The organism is Spirosoma foliorum, from assembly GCF_014117325.1.
GTDB classification, from domain to species: domain Bacteria; phylum Bacteroidota; class Bacteroidia; order Cytophagales; family Spirosomataceae; genus Spirosoma; species Spirosoma foliorum.
In genome coordinates this window covers 2,149,314-2,171,961 of record NZ_CP059732.1, presented here as the reverse complement: position 1 = coordinate 2,171,961, position 22,648 = coordinate 2,149,314, and the positions used below count along the sequence as shown (strand labels likewise).

20 protein-coding genes and 2 pseudogenes are annotated in these 22,648 nt (G+C 46.1%); 13 read left to right on the top strand and 9 right to left on the bottom strand.

The features are described 5' to 3' along the window. Positions 1 to 210 precede the first annotated feature (210 nt). Entirely contained in the window at positions 211 to 591 is a 381-nt protein-coding gene (locus tag H3H32_RS08825) for a hypothetical protein (protein WP_182462328.1), read from the top strand. Between the two features lie 509 nt (positions 592 to 1,100). Then, positions 1,101 to 1,462: pseudogene (locus tag H3H32_RS38190) on the top strand (SDR family NAD(P)-dependent oxidoreductase). 219 nt (positions 1,463 to 1,681) lie between these two features. On the opposite strand, the gene H3H32_RS08810 reads toward H3H32_RS38190, so the two are convergent. Together H3H32_RS08810 and H3H32_RS08805 are read right to left on the bottom strand one after the other, a co-directional pair. Then, positions 1,682 to 2,755, bottom strand: a complete 1,074-nt coding sequence (locus tag H3H32_RS08810) for a sensor histidine kinase (protein ID WP_182462326.1) — start codon at positions 2,753 to 2,755, stop codon at positions 1,682 to 1,684. A 265-nt stretch (positions 2,756 to 3,020) separates the two neighbouring features. Beyond that, positions 3,021 to 3,782: a LytR/AlgR family response regulator transcription factor gene (locus tag H3H32_RS08805; protein ID WP_182462325.1), complete on the bottom strand. Its 762-nt coding sequence runs from the start codon at positions 3,780 to 3,782 to the stop codon at positions 3,021 to 3,023. A 154-nt stretch (positions 3,783 to 3,936) separates the two neighbouring features. On the opposite strand from H3H32_RS08805, the gene H3H32_RS08800 reads away from it, so the two are divergent. The 3 genes from H3H32_RS08800 to H3H32_RS08790 all read left to right on the top strand — a co-directional run bounded on the left by H3H32_RS08800 (position 3,937) and on the right by H3H32_RS08790 (position 7,568). Continuing rightward, positions 3,937 to 5,292, top strand: a complete 1,356-nt coding sequence (locus H3H32_RS08800) for a TonB-dependent receptor (protein WP_182462324.1) — start codon at positions 3,937 to 3,939, stop codon at positions 5,290 to 5,292. A 1-nt stretch (position 5,293) separates the two neighbouring features. Continuing rightward, entirely contained in the window at positions 5,294 to 6,331 is a 1,038-nt protein-coding gene (locus H3H32_RS08795) for an outer membrane beta-barrel family protein (RefSeq protein ID WP_240543726.1), read from the top strand. A gap of 235 nt (positions 6,332 to 6,566) precedes the next feature. Continuing rightward, a complete protein-coding gene (locus H3H32_RS08790; RefSeq protein ID WP_182462323.1) occupies positions 6,567 to 7,568 on the top strand; it encodes an ISAs1 family transposase in 1,002 nt (333 codons plus the stop codon). Here H3H32_RS08790 and H3H32_RS37420 read toward each other — a convergent pair. The 4 genes from H3H32_RS37420 to H3H32_RS08780 all read right to left on the bottom strand — a co-directional run bounded on the left by H3H32_RS37420 (position 7,482) and on the right by H3H32_RS08780 (position 9,914). Further along, entirely contained in the window at positions 7,482 to 7,838 is a 357-nt protein-coding gene (locus H3H32_RS37420; RefSeq protein WP_240543725.1) for a transposase, read from the bottom strand. The two genes, H3H32_RS08790 and H3H32_RS37420, sit on opposite strands and share 87 nt — an antisense overlap. A gap of 34 nt (positions 7,839 to 7,872) precedes the next feature. Then, positions 7,873 to 8,325: an IS110 family transposase gene (locus H3H32_RS37415; protein ID WP_240543713.1), complete on the bottom strand. Its 453-nt coding sequence runs from the start codon at positions 8,323 to 8,325 to the stop codon at positions 7,873 to 7,875. Between the two features lie 28 nt (positions 8,326 to 8,353). After that, positions 8,354 to 8,521 (bottom strand): hypothetical protein, encoded by a 168-nt coding sequence (locus tag H3H32_RS37410; protein ID WP_240543714.1) that lies wholly within the window; start codon positions 8,519 to 8,521, stop codon positions 8,354 to 8,356. 559 nt (positions 8,522 to 9,080) lie between these two features. Next, positions 9,081 to 9,914, bottom strand: a complete 834-nt coding sequence (locus tag H3H32_RS08780) for an alpha/beta hydrolase (RefSeq protein ID WP_182462322.1) — start codon at positions 9,912 to 9,914, stop codon at positions 9,081 to 9,083. Positions 9,915 to 10,345: 431 nt separating this feature from the next. Between H3H32_RS08780 and H3H32_RS08775 the strand changes: the two genes are divergently transcribed. The 4 genes from H3H32_RS08775 to H3H32_RS08760 all read left to right on the top strand — a co-directional run bounded on the left by H3H32_RS08775 (position 10,346) and on the right by H3H32_RS08760 (position 13,311). Then, entirely contained in the window at positions 10,346 to 11,263 is a 918-nt protein-coding gene (locus tag H3H32_RS08775; RefSeq protein WP_182462321.1) for a helix-turn-helix domain-containing protein, read from the top strand. 91 nt (positions 11,264 to 11,354) lie between these two features. After that, positions 11,355 to 11,834, top strand: coding sequence for a hypothetical protein (locus tag H3H32_RS08770; RefSeq protein ID WP_182462320.1), 480 nt, complete (start codon positions 11,355 to 11,357; stop codon positions 11,832 to 11,834). 34 nt (positions 11,835 to 11,868) lie between these two features. Next, entirely contained in the window at positions 11,869 to 12,969 is a 1,101-nt protein-coding gene (locus H3H32_RS08765) for an ISAs1 family transposase (RefSeq protein WP_182459992.1), read from the top strand. A gap of 36 nt (positions 12,970 to 13,005) precedes the next feature. Beyond that, positions 13,006 to 13,311, top strand: coding sequence for a luciferase domain-containing protein (locus H3H32_RS08760; RefSeq protein WP_182462319.1), 306 nt, complete (start codon positions 13,006 to 13,008; stop codon positions 13,309 to 13,311). Between the two features lie 77 nt (positions 13,312 to 13,388). Here the strand turns inward: H3H32_RS08760 and H3H32_RS08755 are convergent, their stop codons facing one another. Continuing rightward, entirely contained in the window at positions 13,389 to 14,345 is a 957-nt protein-coding gene (locus H3H32_RS08755; RefSeq protein ID WP_182462318.1) for a TolB-like translocation protein, read from the bottom strand. Positions 14,346 to 14,762: 417 nt separating this feature from the next. Between H3H32_RS08755 and H3H32_RS08750 the strand changes: the two genes are divergently transcribed. Together H3H32_RS08750 and H3H32_RS08745 are read left to right on the top strand one after the other, a co-directional pair. Next, positions 14,763 to 16,265, top strand: coding sequence for a serine hydrolase (locus tag H3H32_RS08750; protein ID WP_182462317.1), 1,503 nt, complete (start codon positions 14,763 to 14,765; stop codon positions 16,263 to 16,265). A 135-nt stretch (positions 16,266 to 16,400) separates the two neighbouring features. Next, positions 16,401 to 16,829, top strand: a complete 429-nt coding sequence (locus H3H32_RS08745; protein ID WP_182462316.1) for a MarR family winged helix-turn-helix transcriptional regulator — start codon at positions 16,401 to 16,403, stop codon at positions 16,827 to 16,829. Positions 16,830 to 17,002: 173 nt separating this feature from the next. Here the strand turns inward: H3H32_RS08745 and H3H32_RS38410 are convergent. Next, a pseudogene (locus tag H3H32_RS38410) lies at positions 17,003 to 18,548 on the bottom strand (IS1182 family transposase). Positions 18,549 to 18,785: 237 nt separating this feature from the next. Between H3H32_RS38410 and H3H32_RS08735 the strand changes: the two are divergent. After that, a complete protein-coding gene (locus H3H32_RS08735) occupies positions 18,786 to 19,478 on the top strand; it encodes an aspartate/glutamate racemase family protein (RefSeq protein ID WP_182462315.1) in 693 nt (230 codons plus the stop codon). A 654-nt stretch (positions 19,479 to 20,132) separates the two neighbouring features. Next, a complete protein-coding gene (locus H3H32_RS08730; protein ID WP_182462314.1) occupies positions 20,133 to 21,335 on the top strand; it encodes a C45 family peptidase in 1,203 nt (400 codons plus the stop codon). A gap of 493 nt (positions 21,336 to 21,828) precedes the next feature. Here the strand turns inward: H3H32_RS08730 and H3H32_RS08725 are convergent, their stop codons facing one another. Then, positions 21,829 to 22,260, bottom strand: coding sequence for an energy transducer TonB (locus tag H3H32_RS08725; RefSeq protein WP_182462313.1), 432 nt, complete (start codon positions 22,258 to 22,260; stop codon positions 21,829 to 21,831). Between the last annotated feature and the right edge of the window lie 388 nt (positions 22,261 to 22,648).

Here is a 22,648-nt window from a genome sequence, read left to right as displayed (position 1 = left end):
TTAGACATTGCTACAAACAGACTAGCCTTGCGTAACATCAGTTATTAAATTAACCTCTGAGAGTACCGTTATAAATATTCTCAAGAAAACGCTCCTCTTCGTGATACGAAGCAACCTTCAATCATCCACTTCTTAAATGGGGCGATTTTAAGAGCCTATGCAATTCCAACGCATTATGGAGTTTATGAGTCCTGGTAAAAACGAAAACTCATGAGTGTCAAACATTTACTCTCCTTTTTGCTAGTAGCCTTCATCAGCTGCGAAAAAGAAGACGCAAGTAGGCAAACATCTCCTTGCCAGTCACCTTATGGCCTACTTAGACGTCAGAGTTTTATCCAAGATAGGCCTGCAATCATTGTCCAACGAAGTCAAAAAAATGGTGAATTTAGCTTCCAGATAGTGCCGTCTTTTAGTACCGGTGTTGATGAGGCAGATCGAACGCCTTGGGGAAGCTGTAATTTAGGAACCGCCTTTGACAAGGATAGCTTAAAGGTGAGGGTAAGCGGCTATTTTCTCACGTCAGATCTACTAGAAACAATGAACATTTCTCCCTTGCCGTTTGAAGTAACTAGCATGCAACTAAGAAATTAGCACGCTCGCTTAAAACCTCCTATTTACATACAGTACGTTCCGCTTCTCATCAGCCAAGTGAGGAGTGGCCTACTCGACATTGCAGTGGCGCTCCACCTCCGTCCCGTTCCGCTCAACTACTTAACCTTCAGCGATCGGTTCAGGTTGGTACGGGCCTGGTTTACCGTGAAAACTAAAAGCAGGCCCAATACAGCTCCCACCAGGAGAAAGATTATCGACAGGAGCTTCATCCGTTTCCATTGATTAATTTAAAAAGGTAACTCAAAACGGGGTTACTTGTTAGCGGTACATCTACTTAAACGCACTTTAAAGAAGAAACTCGTTTCCCCAGCTGAAAATCTCTTGCCAACGATTGCCTAACATTTTGCGCCCCAGCCAGTAGTTACTTAAACCGCTCGCAACTTTATACAAACTGTACTCGTCACCGGAGCCACCGCCGGCATTGGCCTGGCTAACGCCACCAAACTCCATCAAAACGGCTTTCGCGTGTTGGGCACCAGCCGCTACCCCTGGATATCACCATTGAAACCTCCATCAAGGACTGTGTGGCCAGCCTCTCCCCACTAACATCCTCGATGGATACCTTAATCAATAACGCGGGTATCAGCATTGAGGGCAGCGCCGAAGAAACCAACGCCGACCTAGCCCGCAAGCAGTTCGAGACTAATTTTTGGGGGCTGTCAACATGACCAAAGCCGTGCTGCCCATGATGAGACGCCAACGCAGGGGGCGCATTATCACCATCGGTTCGCTGGCGGGGCTGATCGGGGTGCCCTTTCAGAGCTATTATGCGGCCTCCAAGCATGCTCTGGAAGGCCGTATGCTACCGATTTACTGTACACAGAAATCAGTAACATACGGCTTAATGTAGGGATATTTCATTAACATAATACCAGCGTTTAATAATACAGGAAAGCTATGAGTATATAGCCTGAAGTATCCTATCAGTTTTAATCAGCTTTTCAACCCAGCAGCCAAATCTAAGACGCCCGGTCCAATCCAGTCCTGAGTAGGTCAGATCAATCCTTAACGAAGGTCTTGTTCTTGTCTTGACAAGGTCAGCTGAAGCCTTACCATATACGTTGTTTCTTCATCCAAGACCGATAAATGGTAGTCTGGGTACTGAAGCAACAGCCTTTTTTTTTACATTCGATAAACCCAAACCACCCAGTACTGGTGAAGGATTGACCGGTTTACTGTTAATCAACGACAAATTCAGTACATCATCACTAATCTCTAGACTTAGCTTTACCCAGGATTTTTGAGCGTTGTTTTGAACGCCGTGCTTAAAGGCGTTTTCAATAAAGGTAATTAATAAAAAGGGGGCAATTTGAAGCGATTCGTCGACCGATTGGGGTAGCTCGCTATCCAGAGCTAGTCGTTTGAGGGTTCGGAGCTGTTCCAGGTTCATATAGTCCCGAATGAAGTTTAGCTCCTTCTGGAGAGGGACTAGGGAATCAGCGGTTTCATACAGCGCATAGCGCATCATACCCGCTAGCTGGAGCGTAATCCGGGCCGCTTGTGGACTCTCTTCCTCCGTCAAGGCATAGATACTATTAAGCACATTGAACAGAAAATGAGGATGAACTTGACTTTTTAGAAAGTCAAGTTCAAGCCGGGTGTATTGCTGTTGAAGCTGCCGATGACGTACTTGTCGGCGGTAAACTTCCAAGACTAGCTTCACGGCTAACGGGTAAAAAGCCCGCTCAATGATAAATAATAGGTGAAAAAAGGTGCCTACACTAACTAACGCTTGCCCATAAGGCAGCCGCTCAAAATGGTTGATTGATCCCGAGTAGTCGTCCGCTAGGCCGAAATAGTGCTTGACCATATAAGAGGAATAGTAATACACCGTAAACAGAAGCAAATAATAAAGGACCAGACCCGGAAGCAGCCAGAGCGGACGCCGACCATAATGGGTAAAGAGGTAAACCAGACTATAGTACTGAACGATGACACTCAGTGAATCCCGTAAAATGGGGCCCGCGTAGGTCTTCAGCGGATAATGAAGGGATGGATTGGGGTAGAGAAACCAGGGAATATAGGTGGAAAAAATCAGCAAAAACACACCGACTAGTAGCACCCCATGAAAGCCAATTCGAGTCCAGCCACGGTAGCGGGTTTCGTCGGTTAGTAGAGCTAGTTGAGACGGTAGCACGGGCATAAAACGATCAGCTCACAAAGTAACCCCGTTTGGACAGCTTCGCCCGTTTTTTCGATTAAGATCCGGTATTGTCCGACGAAACGTACTCTCCGACGTTCATCGAGAAAAAGGACCCCTCTATCGATTTAATTGGAGTCCCCGGTTGGCCTGCGCTACTTTCGCCCCAACAGAAACCTACTGGATTGTCAAATGCGAACGGACCGACTACTGGCTTTTTTTTCAGGAAACACAAGGGTATCATTGGCTGGCCACATCGACTGGCCTACTAAATGGCCAGCCATTTCGTTACCGCTTCTTTTACCTGGGCCCGGTAGTTAGGCCCAACCACCAAGGCCTGTCCCGTTGAGGTATGAATGGTATTGCCCTCCAGGGTTTGAATGTGGCGCAACTGGACGATGCAGGAGCGGTGAACCCGTAGAAAGCGGTCAGGGGGTAAGGTATCGACTAACTTTTTCATGGTCAGCAGAACGACCAGATACCGATCGGCTAGAAAAATTTTGAGGTAATCCCCCAGCGATTCGGCAAAGATGATCTCATCCATTCGCACTTGCTCCAGTTTTCGGTCGGTCTTAAAGTAAATAAAATCACTACCGGGAGCGGGGTTGACAACCGGTGCTAAAGGGAACGTTTGCGCTGGCAACGAGCTCGCCAGGGGCGCACTCGTTTTCTTCTCCCGCACGCGGCCAATCGCTTTGATGAAACGCTCAAACGGGATGGGTTTGAGCAGATAATCCGTCACGCCCAGATCGAAGCCCGCCAGAGCGTGTTCGGGATCGGCTGTCGTCATGATTACCGCGGGATGCGGAGCTGGATAAGCTCGCAAAAACTCAAGCCCGGTCAATTCGGGCATCGTGATATCAAGAAAAATCACGTCGGGTGACAGATTGGGTAGCTGATTAAATGCCAGAATCGCATCATCGAAGGTGGCAATTAACTCCAGCGAGGCAACGCGCCGGACATACTTGGTCAATAACTCCTGGGCCAGGAATTCGTCGTCGATAATGGCACAACGAAGGATAGTTGTCATGGTGATTGCGTGATCAGGTCAGTGGATACGGTACGGAAATCCTGGCCTGGTGGTTTTACCGGCCAGCGTCTGACACCCAACCGCCTTTATAATTAACGGGGGCTAACCCCTTCCTGCTTCAAGTCAGATTCTTTCTTGCTTTACTCCCTATACCATGAAAAAAACTATAGTTCTTCTGCTTTGTTTGGGGATTTATCTGCCCGGCCTGGCCCAGTTCCAACTACAAGGCACCCTCATCGACACGGGGCACCAACCCGTGCCTTACGCCACCATTCGACTTGCTTGGGCTAAAGACTCCAGTACGATCAAAGGGGCAGTAGCTAACGAAAAAGGCTTTTTTCGGCTGGATAATCTGGCGGCTGGAACGTACCTGCTCCAGCTACAATCGGTTGGTCACCAGGCTAGGTGGCTACCTGCCTTTTCGTTAAACGAAACGAATCCCACCGCGGACTTTGGGGTCATCACATTGAACGAAAAAACAGAAAGCCTGGCCCAGATCACCGTGAAAGGACAACGAAGTTTGGTGGAAAACCAAGGGGATCGGATGGTGTTGAGTGTAGCCAACAGCGTTATCGCTAAAGGCAATAAGGTCGAAGACCTGCTGAACTATGCACCCCTGGTGTCAAAGACCCCCCTAGGTATTAAAGTCGCCAACAAAAGTAATGTGCTGATTCTAGTGGACGGTCGCCAGATGGGACAGGGTGCGCTGGACAACTTTCTGCAAAATTTCTCGGCCGAGGATATCTTAAAGATTGAGGTGATCCCCAATCCATCGGCTAAATATGATGCCAGTTTTGGAGCGGTCATTAATATCATCACGCTGAAAAGCTTAGAACGAGGCCTCAATGGGCGGCTGAGCACCACCTATTCGCAAGGTCACTACGGACGCTTCAGCCCCAATGGCTCGTTGAATCTTCGCTCAGCCAAGTGGAATGTATTCACCACCCTTACTGGTCGGCTTGATGAGGTAGGATCAGAAGAAGCCACGGTTCGTACGTATCAGGCCGGGTCGATGGCGGGACAAGCCTTCTCGCTGTATAAAACCAAAGGTTTCTCTACTTTTAGTGGTATTGACTATTTTCCTAGCCTCAATCATGTGCTGGGTTTGCGTGTCAACAGCAGTACCCAAACCATTCGGAGCATCACGGATGGGACAACGGCTTTTAGACGCTCTACGGGTGGGGTTGATTCGGTACTACTATTGAATCGACTTGAAACGGATAATACCCGGAATTATGACGTTAACATCAACTATACGGGTAAACTGGATAGTGTAGGCAAGGAACTATCAGTCAATCTAACCAAGAGCTTTTTTGATCGATCAAACACCCAATACTTAACGTATCAATATCAGCATGTAGACCGTAGCTCGCTGCGCTCATCCAGCCGGGCCCGCATTCAAAATCCCAAAACGGAGGAGAATCTGATCGGTAAGGCTGACTTGACCGTGCCGCTAAAAAAAAGGACGCTGGGAAGCCGGCTTCCAATGGACCACCATCAGCAACAATAACTTGGTAACCCAGGAGAATGAAGGGAGTTCAGGCAGCTACGCCCTGGATTCGAGCTTCAGTAATTCAGGCAACTATGCCGAGCATTCCTACGCAGGTTATGCCAGTTACAGTACCAAATTCAAACTCGGGTGGTCGCTGCAAACGGGTTTGCGGTATGAACAAACATATCAGGAGCTGGTCAGTTCAAATTTAAGTCGCACGTATTCCGGTTTCTTTCCTAGCCTGAGCCTGAGCAAAACGCTACCCAATGGCCCAAAAATTAGTGTATCCTATGCTCGTAAACTAGCTCGCCCATCGTTATCGGCTCTGGTTCCCTATCGTTACCAATCCGATCCCTACTTGATTTCGGTCGGTAATCCGGGCTTAAGGCCATCCTTCGCCCATACACTGGACGCCAACGTAACCCTAGGTGGACTGACCCTGTCCGTGAACTATTCCAACACGCAGGATGCCATCCTGAACACCGTTTTTTTTGATCCCGACACGAAGATTTATACCGTATCGTTTACCAATCTAGCGCAGCTACACAGCGAATTTGTGGGTCTTAGCTGGGGGCATGAGTGGACGAAATGGTGGTCCATGAACTGGAATGGGGGTCTTCGGGGCTCGCAAACTCAATCGCCCATCGGTTCCTATGATGCTGGTTTGTTGACGGGCTACGGCCTGCAGATATACTTGAATAACGTGTTCTCTTTACCTAAAGGCTACAAAGCCGAATTATTATTGGTCTACGAATCACCCAGTCGAAGTACGATCAACCAAAGCAAAGGGTTATTTTTTACGTTCCTTAGTCTGAATAAGACCCTGTTTAAGGATGGCAACCTCAAGCTTATTTTCCGGGATGTTTTCCATACGCAACTCTACCGCTATGTGGTTTCTTACGGCAATGTGTCCTCGAGTAATCAATATTATAATGATAACCAGCGTATTCAGCTAGCCTTCAGCTATACGTTTGGCAAACGGACGGTAAAGGCTGCCAAAGACCGGAGCTTAGGCAACGACGCAGAGAAAAATAGGATGGGAGGTGGTGTACGGTGACTACCTTGATCGAAGCAACGTGTAATCTGCTTCATGTTAACCAAAGTAAAAACTACAGTCTACATACGAATGGACTAACCGTCTCACAAAAACGCTCCTACCTGAGACGCAGAAGGGTTCATGTATGTGCTTCTTAAACTGGGCAAATTATGAGATAGATTACTACTCGTCCTTTATAACCCAGGTTAAACGCATTAAAACAGTGGTATTTTGTCCTAGTTCAGATCTTTGTGACATGAACTGGGAAGCTTTTTTTGCCGATGTGCCTGATTTTCGACTCAATCGTCGAAAGAAACATGATTTACTCGATATTTTAGTCATCACTTTGTTAGCGGTCATTTGCGGGGCAGATGACTTTGAAGAAGTCGAACTCTATGGTCGTCAAAAGGAAGCCTTTTTACGGACTTTTTTGAAGCTACCTAACGGTATTGCCTCGCATGATACCTTTAATCGGGTCTTCAAATATCTTGATAAAGAGGCCTTTGGTGATTGTTTGTACCGTTGGTCAAGTCAAATCATAGCAACCTTGGCCCAGCAGATGAATCAGATTTCCATTGATGGAAAAGTCTTACGGGGGACGGCTAAAAAGGGGCATAAAAAATCCGGCTTATGCATCGTCAGTGCTTGGGTAGGTGAGTATCGACTAGTACTGGGGGAGGAAAAAGTAGCTGCTAAAAGCAACGAAAAAACAGCGATTCCTGAACTGTTAACTTCGTTGGCCTTAGTTGACTCGTTAGTTAGCATCGACGCGATTGGCTGTGAAGAAACGAATGCCGATTTAATTGTGCAAAAAAAAGGGCATTATCTGTTGGCCTTAAAGAAAAACCAGCCAGTAATCTATGAGCAGGTAAGTGAGCGAATGCAACAGATGAAATTTCAATTATCTAGTGATGAGCACGTTGACTTTGGTAGTGGCCGCATTGAAACTCGCCGTTGCTATGTTGAGACTAATCTGGCTTTATACGATAGCTTGCAGACTTGGTCTCACCTGAGCAGTATTATTATGGTCGAAGCCATTCGAGATATTGACGGTGTTCAAACTCAGCAGACCCGTTTTTACTTAAGTGATCTGGCGCTAAGCCCACAAGCTTTTAATGGCTATGTGCGTCAGCATTGGCGCATCGAAAATCACCGGGCCGATTTCTATGGTTCAAACAAGGGTTGGCGTATGATTTTTGTTATATTTTTTACCCCGCTTGACCACCGCATAGACCCGATGGATGAGTTTATTTCTTAGTGCGTTGATAACCAACATCTTATTCTTACCTTCTTTGACTTTTCGCTGGTAATACTCCTGTAATTCACCGGGCACTTGAAGAGCCGACATGGCTGCCATATGAAGCAAGGTTTTTAGCGATTTTCGAGCGTGATGATTCACCCGGGTCTTACCCCGTACACTACTGCCCGAGGAGTGCTCGAAGGGAGCTACGCCCGCATGGCAAGCCAGCTTTTTGGGGTCATCAATAGCGTTGAACTCATCACTGGCCAGGATTAATTCAGTGGCCACGACTTGACCAACACCAGGAATAGACGTAACCAACTCAAACCGGGCCGCCGGAGCGGAGCGCTTTCAAGGTAGGATCGTCAGTAATGAGCTGTTTAATTGCCTTTTCGCCCCCTTTTAAATCACTTAGCAGTGCTTTCAGTGAGCTACTGCAATGCTGACCTAGTTGGGTAGTCAGGACTTTGTCACCAAATCGTTTTTGCTCGGCCAAAGGCACTTTCAACTGGCTAATCATACCTTGCAGACGCTGACGAAGTCGAGTAAATTCAGTCAGCTTTTTCATGACGGCTCGAGCCGGTTTCCAAAGCCGAGTCCGGTCTTGAAAGCGATAAGCGTACTCAGCAATCCGCTGAGCATCAACACTATCTGACTTGCCTCGTTGCAGCCCGCCAGCTTGTTTAATATGGAGGGAAGCTTCTAGCCAGATCGGTAACTGAGCCTGAAACAATACGTCCAAGGCGTGTGCATTGTAAAGACCCGTGTGCTCCATGCAAACGACGCAATTTGAGCGATCAAAGTCAGGGAGTGCCTGGATCGGACCGCCGAAGCGGTTGTTTGATCACTGCTCGGATAGCCGTTGGTGAGTTTTCAGATTGGGTCTGCCAGACGATACCTTTATTAGCGTAAACAGCCCAATCCAGCGTGTTCTTCGAAACATCAATCCCAATGAAGTGGCGAATGTCCATTAGAGTACTTAATTTTAGGGTTAGACAATCAGACTACTTACTCATCACTCGCTACCTTGCTAATGGGACTGCTATCCCGAATTTCTATTCGAGGTTAAGTAAGAAAGACCGAGCGGGACCTGAATCGGCCCATAGGGCGCAAACCTGGCCGGAGACGTTAGGGAAGCCCGCTCGGTTGTCTGTCTGGCAAGCTACCCAAATCTTGGTTTCTTACCGGCCCTCAAACCTAAAGGCCGGTGCGGCTACATTGGAGTCTGGATGTCGTTTTTCGAGAAGACCAGCAACGTATACGGGTAGGGAATGCAGCCCAGAATTTCGCTACAGTACGCAAATTAGCTCTTCAATTTCTCAACCGAGTGGAGGATAAGGAAAGCATCAAAAGCAGGCGTAAACTGGCGGGATGGGATGATCAATACCTAATTAGGATGTTACTCAAGATTTAAATGCGTTTAACCTGTATATAACCCGCACTTTTAATGAGATACACAAAACAACTATTATCTTGACTATTCTTACGTCAATGCTGATTTTTGGCTTTACCCAACCACGGTCTTTTCTTTCAACTTACCTTTTCAGTTAACCAATCCAGTATATCGCCCATGACGATTTCTTTGTCAAGGTCATTGAGCAAGTCATGGTAATGGCCTTCATAAAACTTTAGTGTTTTGTCGGTCGATGACGCATGGTCATAGAAATACTGGCTTCCACTGGGTTTGGTTGCTTTGTCAGCCGTACCATGAAGAATTAGCAAGGGGAGTTGGATAGCAGCCATGTCTGTCTTGAGCCTCTCGTCCGCTAGCGATAACTGCTGCACGGTTTTGGTTGGCTGCACTTCGTTGGCAATCAGGGGGTCAGCGTTCATGAAATTAACTACAGCCTGGTCGCGGGAAAAATCTTCATTTTTCAACCGCAGCACGTGGGCATGAGGAAACAGGTGGCTTAGCCCTTTCAGGACCGCAACGGCAAAATCAGGAGCCGGTACCTGGAAAGCGAAGCTTTCACAGATGAAACCCCTGAGCTTATGCTGATGCTCCAGAGCATAGATGGAGGATAAAACACCACCTGCGCTATGACCCAGTAGGAAAGTTGGCAAGCCTGGATGAGTGGATTGGGCAACATCAACTAGCTTATCAAGTTCGTTGACAAACTGTTGATAGTCGGCAATGTAGTACCGTTCTCCATCTGAGTGTCCCCGGCCAGGAAAATCAATGGCATACACCTCAAAATTCTGGGCCGTCAACTCTTCGGCAGGCCATTGAAAATAACCACTATGCGAATTAAATCCGTGCGCAAAAACTAGGATCGCCTTAGGTGAATTAACGGTCTTCCAATGTTTGTAGGCCACGTTCAATCCCTCTTCTGAGAGAAAGGACTCTTGAGTAAGTGTTTGCATGGTTTTCTATCTTGATACTAAGTGGATTACTAGGAAGCGTAAATTTTTCTAATTGGGCAGCTTGCCCAGAAGGCATAGGGGTCCTTCGATTCAGCCCGATAAAGTTAGCAAGTAGTAGAGTATGCTTATCGGTATAAATCGACGGAACAACGGTACATTCAGCGGTTTTTTTCGTTTAGAATTCGACTAAAATGAAGATTCTTGTTCCCAGCTGTCAGTTATTTGCAAGGGCCTCACATACCACTATTTAACTTATAAACTGGAGTCTACGTTAATTACGCTGAGTGATTCTAACGAGTACAATGCAGGAAAACCAATTATCATAAAATGCTCCTACTTGAGACGAAGCGGGGTTTGCGTATCTATAATTTGGGCGTTAAGTGAGATGCAACATTAATTTTATAACTTAACGAAAAATCTTTTTTAAGGGAGTGGCAACTATTTCTACCAACTATTCCATCTCCGATTTTTTTAATGCCTACGGGTTAGGACAGCCATTGCATTCGCAGATCATGTGTATGCGCCTGGAAGAGCAGCCCGATTCCAAACTGACCGTCATGCCCCTGTATCGATCCGATTTTTACCGGGTTATTCAATTTACCAACTCCCAGCTTGCTTTTACCGCTGGGGAAACCAGGCAATCAATCGGGCAGAACTGTTTAAGCTTTAGCTACCCCGGCAAACTGGAATCCTGGGAACGGGAAGGACGCTTGTATGGCACCGTCATTTATTTTACCCAAGAGTTTACGGATGTCGATTCTACTCATTCCGGTTTTGATGGTCAGTATCCCTTTTTCACCCTGGAAGGCGATACCCTCCTTTCGTTGGACGAGGCAGAGGCCGATCAGCTTAAACAGCGAGCCGAGGAAATGATCCAGGAAATGCAATCAGAGCTACCCGACAACTTGAACATGATTCGAAAGCTGCTGGCGGTTTATCTGCATAAAATTCGACGGATCTATACCCAAAAAATGGGCCAACTACCCCCTGAACAGAAAGCCAATCAAGCCCTGTTTAATCGATTTCGGAAAGTGCTGGATGAGTATGTCGGCCAGTTGGCCAATGGCCAACAATCGGTCATGCCTTCGGTCTCTCTGCTGGCCGACTCGTTAGGCATCAGTGCCAATTATCTCAATGAAGTCATCAAACGAGTCACTAGCCTACCGGCTTCCGCTCATCTACAGCGCAAAATGATGCTGGAAGTCAAAAGCTATTTACTGCACTCCGACGATCAGGTTGCCCAAATTGCCTATCGATTTGGCTTTGACAACGTATCCTATTTCAATCGATTTTTCAAAAAACAAACGGGTTTGACACCGGTTGAGTTTCGGGCCCGATACCAATCCTAAGCAACCGTAAAAAGGACAAGCATAACCGTAAATCGTGTTAGTGTGATTCAAGGTTTCACTAGGAACTTTGTGACCAGAAAACAAGCGAACCATGATACGCGAATTGGCCTCCATCTTTTTCCTTTTACTGCTTTCTGCCACCTGTTTAAGGGCGCAAAGCGCGCCCACTAACCAGGCCTCCCCAACCGATTTGGAGGCCATCAAAGCCCAATTAACCCCCGAAGAGTTTAAGCAATACCAGAGCTGGGTGGCGATTGGTGTAGGTGGACTACCGCACACCCTGGAAGGTTTTCGATCCTTACAAAGCCTGAATAACAAGCTCAGAGATCCATTAGATATTTCCCAACTCGTGGCCAAAATGGGGGCAACCGGCGATATAAAAACGCTCAAGGATTTGCCTAAGCGTACCGGAGCCAGACCAACGATTGCGCCGTTTGCCATTCCGCACCGCCAAATCGATCAGCATAATAACACGACCATCCGCCAGAAACAAAAAGCCTTCTTTGATGAGGTCGTGGCGCACAATAAATCACTCGTTCATTTTCAGAAGAGCTATTTTGAACTAGGGTGATTGCACGAAAAGCTAAGTTAGCCATCTTTGACAGATGGACGTAGCCGAATTGTTTTTTGAGATTGATGATCCCCGCCAGGAAGGAAAGTGTTTTCACCAGCTAACCGATATTCTAATGATCGTACTTTGTGGATACTTAGCTGATTGTGAGGGATTTGAAGAGGTTTATGATTATGCTTGTGATAAACAGGAGGTGTTCCGTGAGTTTTTGGAACTACCCTGCGGGATTCCTTCGCACGATACCCTAAATCGGGTCTTTCGCCGACTTGAGCCCACCCAGCTGGAGACTTTGTTAACCAATTGGGGCAAAGAAATTGTTGACCTGCTGACCCAAAAACAGCTTATCATCGACGGTAAACAACTGCGGGGAACGGTAGAGGCTGGCCACAAACAAGCCACCGTTCAGATTGTCAGTGTCTGGGCCGAGAAAGAGCGGTTGTGTCTGGCTCAGAGCCAGATAGCTACTAAAACCAACGAGATCAAAGCGATTCCTGATTTGTTAAAATCGATTGACATCGCCAGTAGCGTGGTTAGTATGGATGCCATTGGATGCCAAAAAACGATTGCCAAACTCATTATCGATCAGCGGGCAGACTATCTCATTGGCTTAAAGGCCAATCAGGACGGCTTATATGAACAAGTGGTCGATTGGTTCGAGCGAACAAAGCCTTCCTTACAAGCCGATATAAGCCGGGATTTGGGCCATGGGCGAGCTGAAAAGCGGGCTGTATTCGTAAGCGAAACACTGGACTTGATTGATGCCGCAGCGGGGTGGGTAGGCTTAAAAAGCGTCATTTATGTGGAGTCAACTCGTTGGATCAATGACAAAGAACAGCGCAGTACACGCTACTATATCAGCTCACTAAGAGGCTATTCAGCCGCTCAGATGAGTTGCTACATTCGTCGGCACTGGAGTATTGAGAATGAGCAGCATTGGCACCTTGATGTCACCTTTGATGAAGATGGGTGCCAGGTCCGGAAAGACCATGCTCCGCGTAATTTGAGTACGGTTCGTAAGTTGGCCTTAGGCTTAATTAGTCGTGACCCGGCCAAGATGAGTTTGAAGCGTAAGCGAAAGAAAGCTGCCCGAGACGATGCTTATCTAATGACTCTATTGAGCCAACTTAACGTTTGATGCAATTACCCTAATTTTGAACGGCATAACGATGCGGTGTTTCTCAATGACAGCATAAAAGGCAATCCGACCGTCGTAACGGCTACGCATGCCGAAGTAGGCCACCTGCACCCGACCGATGGCTCCATGCATTTTTCCTTAAGCCCCAGCGATACCAAAGAGGTTTTAGAAAAGGGATGGGGCGAACTGCACGGGTTAGCCGGACAAATCTACAAGCCGGGGAGCCAATTACCGGCAACCTATATGATGGTGTATTCCCCTCGAACCGAGGACGAGTTAGTGACCATTAAAAAGATACTGGAAGCCGCCATTCTCTATTCGTCTCTGCGCACAGCCAAATAAGTGTCCTAAGTTGTCTATTCTCATAAAAGGCTCCTCGACCTGATAGTGTCAGTCTGCAACTTTTATCAATGAAGACGCTAACTAGCCCTTACCCTCAACGATATCGCTTTCCTCAACCCATCAATGACCGCTGCGGATACCCAATAAATATCCCCCTCCCTGGAAAAAAAGAAGTACTTCCCCTCTGCGGTCACAAAGGGGCAAAACTCATAACCCTTCGTATTAATCGCAGGACCCATATTCTTAGCTTGTTGCCACTCACCCGTTTTGCTTTTGAAACTGATATATAAATCACCATTACCAAACCCACCCGGCCGCTCGGCGCAGAAAATTAGATAGTCCTCATTGGGTGAAACAAAGACATCGGCTTCATAATGCGCTGAGTTGACAGCATGGGAGAGTTTTCGGGAAGCCTGAAAGGTGCCATTGATATAGGGGGAAAACCGGATGTCATAGTTCTTGTCGGTTGACGAGCTGGTGCCACCATTGGAGGAAAAGTACATCGTGCCCGTTTTAGTAAACGACATATAATATTCATTCTTAGCCGAATTAATGCCTGAGCCCGCATTGATGGGCAGCTTCGACCAGCCGTCTTTTTTTCGTTCGATGTACCAGATGTCAAAATCCTTTTTTGGCCCCTTTCCATCGGTAGCTCGATCCGAAATAAAGTATAACCTAGATTCATCAGGTGACAAAAACGGGTCATTATACTCATATTGGTCGCTGGCTAACAGGGTGATGGGGCTTGTCCAGGCCTTGTTTTCAAACCGGATACAGCGAATCTGGGGCTTTGCGTTAACGATCACCGCATAAAAAAACTCCCTACCCTGTTTGGAGAAAATTGACCCATACTCATAGTAATCGGTTTGCGAGACCAGATTGGGGGCAAAAACTTGTGGTACTAAAGCGGGCGGCTTTTGGGATAAATACGGGGATGATCGTGGTGGAGGGGTTTGGGCCCGTATCGTATGGGTGCTAATTAGCATCGTCAAAAGAATCGGCAGGCAGGTCATTTTACGTGAAGTCGATTGCATAAGCAGGGGATACGATTTAGCTAATAAATAGAGCCCTCTAAAATAACTAATTAATTAGTTGTATAGTGATTACTTGGTCAGGATAGCGGGACGGCCAACTGCTGCATAATCTCATTTAATGCTCCCATGCGAGACGAAGGAATGTTCATGTATCTGTTTCCCTAATTCGGGCGTTTGTTTGAGACGCGAATTTACGAACGGGCTGCCGGAGCAGTCGTGACCGTTTCGGCAGCCCGGCGCAATGGCGGACCGTGGTTTTATACCTTTTCTAAACGCTTTTAATTAAACATTGCATTAATTAATAAAGCAAGCCAATAAAGTTGACAAAGTCAACTTTATTGGCTTGCTTTGCTTTGTCAAAAGTCTTCCTTTATTAGATAAGTATCTAAATCACAGAATCAAATGGTCCCTTTTCTCATGCGCATCCAAGTGGCTTGGCTTTGCATCACGCTACTAGTGAGCACAACCTTCATTGACTCTCAGGCCCTCGCCCAATCCCGAAAAGACAGCATTAATGTCTTTATCAAAAAACAAATGCAGAATGGACATATTCCTGGCCTTCAACTCGCCATCATTCGAAACGGCCACATTGATCAGTTGAGCGCCTATGGGTTGGCCAATGTCGAGTACCAAATAAGGACCACGGATCAGAATGTATTCGCTATCAATTCTATGACCAAGGCCTTCGTTGGGGTAGCTATTATGCAATTGGCCGAGCAAGAGAAACTGCGCATTAATGACCCGATCGGTAACTATATTGATAGCTTGCCAACCGCCTGGCAAAGTCTGACCATTCAGCAACTACTGACCAATACATCCGGTCTTCCTAACATTATTGACCAGTATGAGCATGTGCTTGGGCAGGGACAAGAGCAAGCGGCCTGGACAGAAGTAAAAGCTCTACCAATCGAATTTAAGCCCGGTGAGCGCTTTAGCTACAACCAGACCGGCTATGTTATTTTAGGCAAAATCATTAATCGGTTAAGCGGTGTAGCCTTCACCCAGTTTATTGAAGACAATCAATTTAAAGTAGCTGGTATGAACTTGACGCGATTTGGTGATTCAAGCGATCTCATTCCCAATAGTGCGGGTGGGTATACCCGAGTAAAAAATGTAAATGGCAAATGGTTATCCCGTGACGAGAAAGACCCGCTTGGCGTTGATTTTATTAAATTTCCGGTCTTTTTTCGGACCGCGACGGGTATCCTATCCACGGCTCAGGATATGGCTCATTGGCTGATTGCCTTACAGTCGGGTAAGCTGCTTAAGAAGAAAGAAAGTCTAGAAGCCCTCTGGACACCGGCTCGATTGACCAATGGTCAGGTGAGTGGTTTCAATGAACTGACCAATGGGTACGCGCTAGGCTGGCCAACTGTGACCCGAGATGAACACCCGGCTGTTGCCCCCGTTGGTGGCTTTCGTTCCGCGTTGTTTGTCTATCCCAAAGACGATTTGTCAATCGTGGTACTGACCAATCTTCAGGGTGCCAATCCAGAATGGTTTATCGATGAAATCGCGGGCTACTACCTGCCTGATATGCATAAGGCCAACGGTTTTGGCCTGTCATCCTCGCTTAAAACATTGCGGACCGAATTACTCAAGAAGGGCTTTACGAATGCAATTCCAATTGCGAAAACGTTACAGCAGAAAAATGCGTCTTTTCACTTAAAGGAAGATCAACTCAACAGTTGGGCCTATTATTTAGCCAGCGAAAACAAAACGCAGGAGGCCTTAGCGATTTTCAAATTGACAGTGGCGCTGTATCCTCAAAGTGCGAACGCCTACGACAGTTTAGGCGAAGGCTATGATATGGTGGGCGATAAAGCTTCCGCCATTCAAAATTATAAACGTTCTCTGGAACTGGATGCCACCAATCAGAATGCGGCCAACCAGATTGCCCGGTTAAGTAAGACCCCATAGCGATTCTCAGCTTTACTGAGCTAGCAAACATGCTTGTTTGACACTGTTGGTAAGTGATTCACGTTAACTGCGCACTGATATGTCCATTGCAAATCTTAATTTTAAGCTGGCCACTTAACGCTTACTTATAGGAAGATGACGAACGAATCGATTCAACAGATCAGGACATTCAACCGCTTTTATACCGATTTGCTCGGGCTGCTCGATAGCCATCTGCTGAGAAGCTCGTACTCGCTGGCCGAAGGTCGTATTCTGTTTGAGATTTCGTCTAAAGGCCAGTGTCAGGCATCAGATATAATTGCTGTTCTAAGTATCGATAAAGGCTATTTAAGTCGGATTCTAAAAAAGTTTGAAAAGGAGGGTTTAATCCAGCGAGAAGCATCATCACACGATGGTCGGGTCTCCTTATTATCGCTCAGTGCTAAGGGCAGAACTGTTTTCGAGCAACTTGACAACGCATCCAATCAACAAATCGAAAGCCTGGTAGGGCATTTGCCGCAGCAGCCGTTAGCGGACCTAATCGGTTGCATGCAGCAAATTATGGATGGCCTGCGAAAAAGCTAGGCAGTTAGTACTGATGCTCTTAAGGTCATGGATTACTTATTCTCAAATAAGGCTCCCTCCTGAGACGAGGGGAACTATAAATCGAGCGTGGCTGTTACACAACTCTGCTTCCCACATTGATTTTTCAACTTCTAGATTGGCAATTAAGATTTCCTACTATTGGTTTGCCCTCCTTAGTTGAGAAAAAGCATGCTAAAGCCTAGAAAAGTGTTTTGAGATGACAATGACCATTCCACCCTTAGAGCTATGGCCTGGCTAAGAGTGGATTTAGTGATGAACTTCATATACTTCTTCAGATTGAAGGCAATGGCCGCCATCAGCATCACCTTGTGAGCTCCCGCTTTACCCCGTACATTAATCTTTCGCAACCCATTGTACTCCACCAAACTACCTAACACGGGTTCCACCGTCCGTTGGCGAAGCTTCTTCATGCGCTTGCCCCGCCGACTTTGCTGGCGCTCCAGGGCTCGACGATAGAAGGGATCGTAGGCAGTTCGAATAATTTGTCGGCATTGGCTCTTGGGTACACAAGTGGGTTTGAGTGGACACTGTTTGCAGTCCTGGTAATCCGCTCGATAGACCTTCAACAAACCGGTTTGGGCGTGGGTGGCAAAGGTCTTAAAAGGCAATCGCTTGCTAGCTGAACAAGTAAAGTGATCCCCTTCAGAATCATAGGGAAAGCCTTCGATCTGTGGTTTAAAGTGGCCAAAGACAGGTATCCAGCCGCAACGGCGGACCGTCCGTAATTTTCCACCCTTCCAGTAAAGCGTAATTACCGCCATTAGAGTAACCTGTATCCGCCAATACCTCTTCCAAACGTAGCTCATTGGCTGCCAGCCCCTGTTGAAGCTTAAGGGCAATGTCAGGCAAGTACTGGCTATCCCGGCCATCGGCAAAATCGGCCTGTACATGACTAATGACGCCTTCTGCGGTATCAACAGCCAGGCTACAATGGTAGTTGAGTTTGCGGGCTTTACCGGGCTTAATCGAGATGCGGGCATCGGGATCGGTGGGACTATAATGGGTTTTGTTGCTGAGTAACTTTGCTTTTTCGTTACCGGCTCCTAAAGTAGTGGGTGCATTTTTTAGGTTTTGCTGATGCTTTTTCAACCGTCTCAACTGGTGATCAGCTGCGGTAATCACCGACGCAGCTTGACGGGGGCTGAATGAGGCTATGGAAGTTACTGACTCATCCTGATCCTCAGTCGACTGGACCAGCCTGGGACCCGGCAGGTTGGGTTGTTTTTCGAGCAGTCTTTCCATCGAAGCATTGGCTTTGACGGGGGCCGAGTCGATGGCTACCCTACGGCCAGCCACCATGTTGTTGGCTACACATAGGCTAAACACTTTGTCGAATACAGCCTCAAAGAGTGCTTCCGGGTAAAGTTGTCGAGTACGGCTCAGGGTAGAGTGTCAGGGAAGTGGCTCATCAATGTTATAGCCTAGAAAATACAGCATATCCATCCGTAGCGAGCAATGCTCGACTAACTTTCTGTCGGAGGTAATATTCTCCAGGCAACCGATGAGCATGAACTTAAAGAATACGACTGGGTCAATGGAAGGGTTTCCAGTCTGGCCATAGAGCTGTTTCGTGGCCTCGTAGATAAACGTCAGGTCGAGCGTCTCCTTTAACCGGTGGTAGAAATTGTGCTTAGGAACGCGGCTGGACAGCTGAAAATAAGTGATTTGCTTTTCAGTATATTCTTTTCTGCCTTGCATACCTTAAGATACAGAAAAGGCCACTTAAATCCATAGGTAGAGTTGTGCAACAGCCACGGGCGTCTGGAGAGACAATCACGTTCTGGAAACAATTCTCCATTTTCAAGTATTAATTGACTATAGCGTCTGACAAAAAAGCTTGATTCCACTGATTGAGACGAATAAAACAAGTTTAGAAAAAGCTAATCCGGCTATCACAAAAGGCGATAATGAGGGGTTCCTGTAATACGATAACTTATGAAAACATTAGGACTAATTGGTGGGCTTAGTTGGTATGCAACATCCGTTTATTATAAAATGCTCAATGAACTGACAAATCAACGGCTTGGCAACTCCCATTCGTCTAAACTCCTGCTCTTTTCGGTCGACTTTGACGAATTCAGAGTACTACAAGAAGTGGGCGACTGGGACGCAGTTGAAACCATGTTATCGGGCATTGCGATACAACTGGAGAAGGCGGGTGCAGACTGCATTATACTCTGTGCCAACACCGTTCACCTCGTGGCGGACACGATCCGGCAAAAAATAACCATTCCTTTGATTCACAGTGCTGAGGAAACCGCCAAGGAAATCGTTAGCCAAAACATCCATAAAGTGGCTCTTCTGGGCACAAAATTTACCATGGACAATCCTTTTTTTAGGGATCGTCTATCCCAGTTCGGCATTACCACCATGTTGCCCGACCAAGCGGATAAAGACTATATCCATGCGTCTATTTTTAACGAATTGACAAAAGGAGTTTTCACCGACGAGACAAAACATAAATACACTGAAATTATTGACAAATTAAAACGTAGCGGAGCAGAAGGTGTTGTCTTTGGCAGCGCTGAATTTTCCATCCTGCTTAAACCGACAGATTGCAGTATTCCCATATTTGACACCATTGCCATTCATTCGAAAGCAGCGGTTGATTTCGCAGTAGCCAACTAACGACAGGGCAGCAGCCAAGATACGGCTTTGTACATATTAAGTACGTCGTTGTTTATTCGGCTATGTACAAGAATCAGTAGCCTGTCCAGCTTGACAAATATGGCAGGCCGTAGTGGCAGCTTTGAATTCGTTTTAGAAATTCAGTGTAGGCTGATTTAAAATTCTAAATTCAATTTTCCGGCGACAGGTCACCCCAGTAGTCAAGTAAGCAGCCCGACTGGCCCTGTGAAGGCTCCTACGTTTCCATTTCCACATGGGAGGTTGGGTGGAATAACCACTAACGTAGGAATGGGCTTTTATACGACAGCTAGCAAGTCTCCTGCTTTTTATCCCCCTTTCTAATTACGTCTCAAAAAAACGCTCTATTCGCGGCATACTTAGAATTCTGATCTAACTAGAAAGGCCGCGCTTGAGCGCAGCCTTTCTAGTCCCATTTCATTTCCAACAACCTTGATAATCAAGGCTTACAAAGATACTTCTTCTACCTAATTTGACCAGCAATAACTCAGTAATCGTTCTGGATGTAATCTTATGCTTATAAATTCTCATAAAAAGCTGATTTTAATAACTGTCCAACTCAAACAGTAGCATACGAAAAGATTTGAACATCATGCAACTGTTTTTGTATGGTCTGCATCTTGAGAAAAAAACCTCATGAAAATCAAATCAAGTAAATTACAGACGAACTTCATGAAAAGAACGACAACTATACAATTCAAGTCGCCTGCCTTTATTATCTTATCCCTTACTTTTTCAATTTTATATTGGACTCAAACCTGTGCATGCACGACAGTTAGTGCAGTGGCTTCAAATGGACAAGTTTGGACTTGTAATAATGAGGATGGAGAAATTGGCGTAGCTAATTTCATCAATGTCTTCCCAAAATCGTTGGAAATGAAATACGGCTATTTTACATTTTCATATTTCTCCCCAAGATTTGGTGAAGGTAGTCGTATACAAGGCGGGATGAATGAGGCCGGATTAACGTTTGATTTTAATACCATTCATCAAGTGACGGGGTTTGATCCTAAAAGCAAAAAGGCGTTTGCTCAAGGTGATCAGCAAATTCTGCCTCATATTCTTGGTACCATGAAATCTGTTCAGGAAGTTATTGACTTCTTCAACGTATACTGGTTTCAAAAAGGTTTTACTAGTGCTCAAATGCATATAGCCGACAGGCAGGGCAGGTTTGCTATTGTTAGTGCATCTGGCATTCAGTTAGTTGAAGAAGGAAAATTTCTTGTTTCAACTAATTTTGATATTTGCGGAAAAGAAGATGGCTCCTATTGTTGGAGATATCCAAAAGCAACAGCTCTGTTAAAAGAAAATGATCCGAGCTTAAAGACTATGATGTCTATCTGTCGGGAAACAAAACAAGGTGAAAGCACTCTATACTCAAATATTCAAAACCTCACCACTGGAGACATCTGGTTTCTCTCAAAACATGACCCTCAATCAACGATTAAGACTAACATCGTTAATCTTCTCGCTAAAGGACGTATATCTTATACGTTTAATGACCTAAAATCGCTTATTGAAGTCCGACCATTGGTTCAACCAGTTAAGCCGACATCAATAGAATTGACGGAAAATGTAAAGGAAAAATACTTCGGTATTTATAACAATGATTTTACTGGAAAATTAACAATCGAATCAGATCAAGCTGGAATTAAAATTACATACTCAGATGGCATCTCGACTGTATTAGCCCAGCCTCAAACAGAGAATACTTTCTTTGTTCCAAACGAAAACGTGACAGTAGAATTCAACCCAGACAAAAAAACAAATCAAATGAAAGTGAGTTTTCACCAAGATGGCTTTTGGAGGTTTGACGCCTGGAAATCGGATTCAAAATAAGAACCAAGGTAAGGTGGCAGCAGCCAACAAGGTATCACCCAAAGCGGGGCTGAAGTGCTTCGAAATGAGCATTTGTGCAGGATTCAACATTTGTAATTCTATTGAACTCTTGTGTTAAAAAATCCACGCCTTCAGCAATACCCAAACTGTGTTGCGGATAGTAAACAGCCGTTAAGTGCGTTGTCATCTATTCGGGTGGGGTCGGCTCTCTTGCGCAGTTAGAAAGGCTTCAGTAATAGCGGTGTCTCAAAAAAGGCTGCCTTTTCTGAACCTACGCTTCCCCTCCACTACTAGAACAGCAGTGAAGTAGCTAATTTCGGACAATAACCAGTGCAATAATTTATAGGATTACCATGGTTAGTTTAGCCATCGATCGGTGAAGTAGGCTATGAAGACTTCATCGATCTATGCCTAGACCAGCGCAAGAGGCTTCTAAAGTGAAGCTAAGCGAAGCCTGTTGAAGGCATTACGTTGCTGCCTATATCCCTTCGCATTAGTGTTCACTAAACTTTATCGGTAAATTATACTTGACATTAACCGCATGGCCCGCCTGCTTACCGGGGTTCCAAGCGGGCATGCTCTGCACCAACCGTACCGCTTCTGTTGCCTCCCAGGATCCCTGACGATTCAAGGCCATTGCCTCTTCAATTGCCCCTTGATCCGTGACCGTAAAGCTAACAAACACTTTACCGGTCAGCTTCCGGCTCGAGGTGTCCTTTAGCTGGCGCACCTTGGCTTTCATAAACGACTCATAGGCTCTCATGCCACCCACAAATTCGGGGGGCTGTTCGACAATCGTAAATAGCTCACGCTGGCGAGCCGACTCGGTTTGTGCCTGAGCTGAGCCCAAGAGCGTACTCAGCAATATAACCAGCAGCGCATAGGCTGCCAGCCGATTCCGATGAAAAAGTGATTTGTTGTTCATAAGTAAAGAGTTAGGTAAATCTATCTCAGTTTAGCAGGTAGAGCTATGGATTATGACTTGTGCTCCTCTTCTGATACCGTACGTTCGTTCCTTGAGCTGCGGTGAGCGGTAGGCCATGGGCCGGCATTCCGGAGCAGGACCAATGGACTGATAGTAAAATCAACAAAAACACTCATTTGACTACACGGATCGGATGTTCTTTCTCATCTGAAGTAGGATAGTTATTGTGAGACAGTTGGCAATAACCTAAAAAAAGGCGGCTGACCTCTACTGACAACTTTCGAATCACTTCGATTTTGATAGTACGGTTGTTGAGTTTGGCCATACGGCTCAAAAGCAACCGCTTCTAAGACTATCTCAACCCAGTTAGGCCACTGCCCGACTCATT

What these genes read in the sequence shown, in the direction of transcription:
- H3H32_RS08825 (WP_182462328.1), top strand. Translation starts at nt 211, where the DNA reads ATGAGTGTCAAACATTTACTCTCCTTTTTGCTAGTAGCCTTCATCAGC.
- H3H32_RS08810 (WP_182462326.1), bottom strand. Translation starts at nt 2,755, where the DNA reads ATGCCCGTGCTACCGTCTCAACTAGCTCTACTAACCGACGAAACCCGC.
- H3H32_RS08805 (WP_182462325.1), bottom strand. Translation starts at nt 3,782, where the DNA reads ATGACAACTATCCTTCGTTGTGCCATTATCGACGACGAATTCCTGGCC.
- H3H32_RS08800 (WP_182462324.1), top strand. Translation starts at nt 3,937, where the DNA reads ATGAAAAAAACTATAGTTCTTCTGCTTTGTTTGGGGATTTATCTGCCC.
- H3H32_RS08790 (WP_182462323.1), top strand. Translation starts at nt 6,567, where the DNA reads ATGAACTGGGAAGCTTTTTTTGCCGATGTGCCTGATTTTCGACTCAAT.
- H3H32_RS37415 (WP_240543713.1), bottom strand. Translation starts at nt 8,325, where the DNA reads ATGGAGCACACGGGTCTTTACAATGCACACGCCTTGGACGTATTGTTT.
- H3H32_RS37410 (WP_240543714.1), bottom strand. Translation starts at nt 8,521, where the DNA reads ATGGACATTCGCCACTTCATTGGGATTGATGTTTCGAAGAACACGCTG.
- H3H32_RS08780 (WP_182462322.1), bottom strand. Translation starts at nt 9,914, where the DNA reads ATGCAAACACTTACTCAAGAGTCCTTTCTCTCAGAAGAGGGATTGAAC.
- H3H32_RS08770 (WP_182462320.1), top strand. Translation starts at nt 11,355, where the DNA reads ATGATACGCGAATTGGCCTCCATCTTTTTCCTTTTACTGCTTTCTGCC.
- H3H32_RS08765 (WP_182459992.1), top strand. Translation starts at nt 11,869, where the DNA reads ATGGACGTAGCCGAATTGTTTTTTGAGATTGATGATCCCCGCCAGGAA.
- H3H32_RS08755 (WP_182462318.1), bottom strand. Translation starts at nt 14,345, where the DNA reads ATGCAATCGACTTCACGTAAAATGACCTGCCTGCCGATTCTTTTGACG.
- H3H32_RS08750 (WP_182462317.1), top strand. Translation starts at nt 14,763, where the DNA reads ATGCGCATCCAAGTGGCTTGGCTTTGCATCACGCTACTAGTGAGCACA.
- H3H32_RS08745 (WP_182462316.1), top strand. Translation starts at nt 16,401, where the DNA reads ATGACGAACGAATCGATTCAACAGATCAGGACATTCAACCGCTTTTAT.
- H3H32_RS08735 (WP_182462315.1), top strand. Translation starts at nt 18,786, where the DNA reads ATGAAAACATTAGGACTAATTGGTGGGCTTAGTTGGTATGCAACATCC.
- H3H32_RS08730 (WP_182462314.1), top strand. Translation starts at nt 20,133, where the DNA reads ATGAAAATCAAATCAAGTAAATTACAGACGAACTTCATGAAAAGAACG.
- H3H32_RS08725 (WP_182462313.1), bottom strand. Translation starts at nt 22,260, where the DNA reads ATGAACAACAAATCACTTTTTCATCGGAATCGGCTGGCAGCCTATGCG.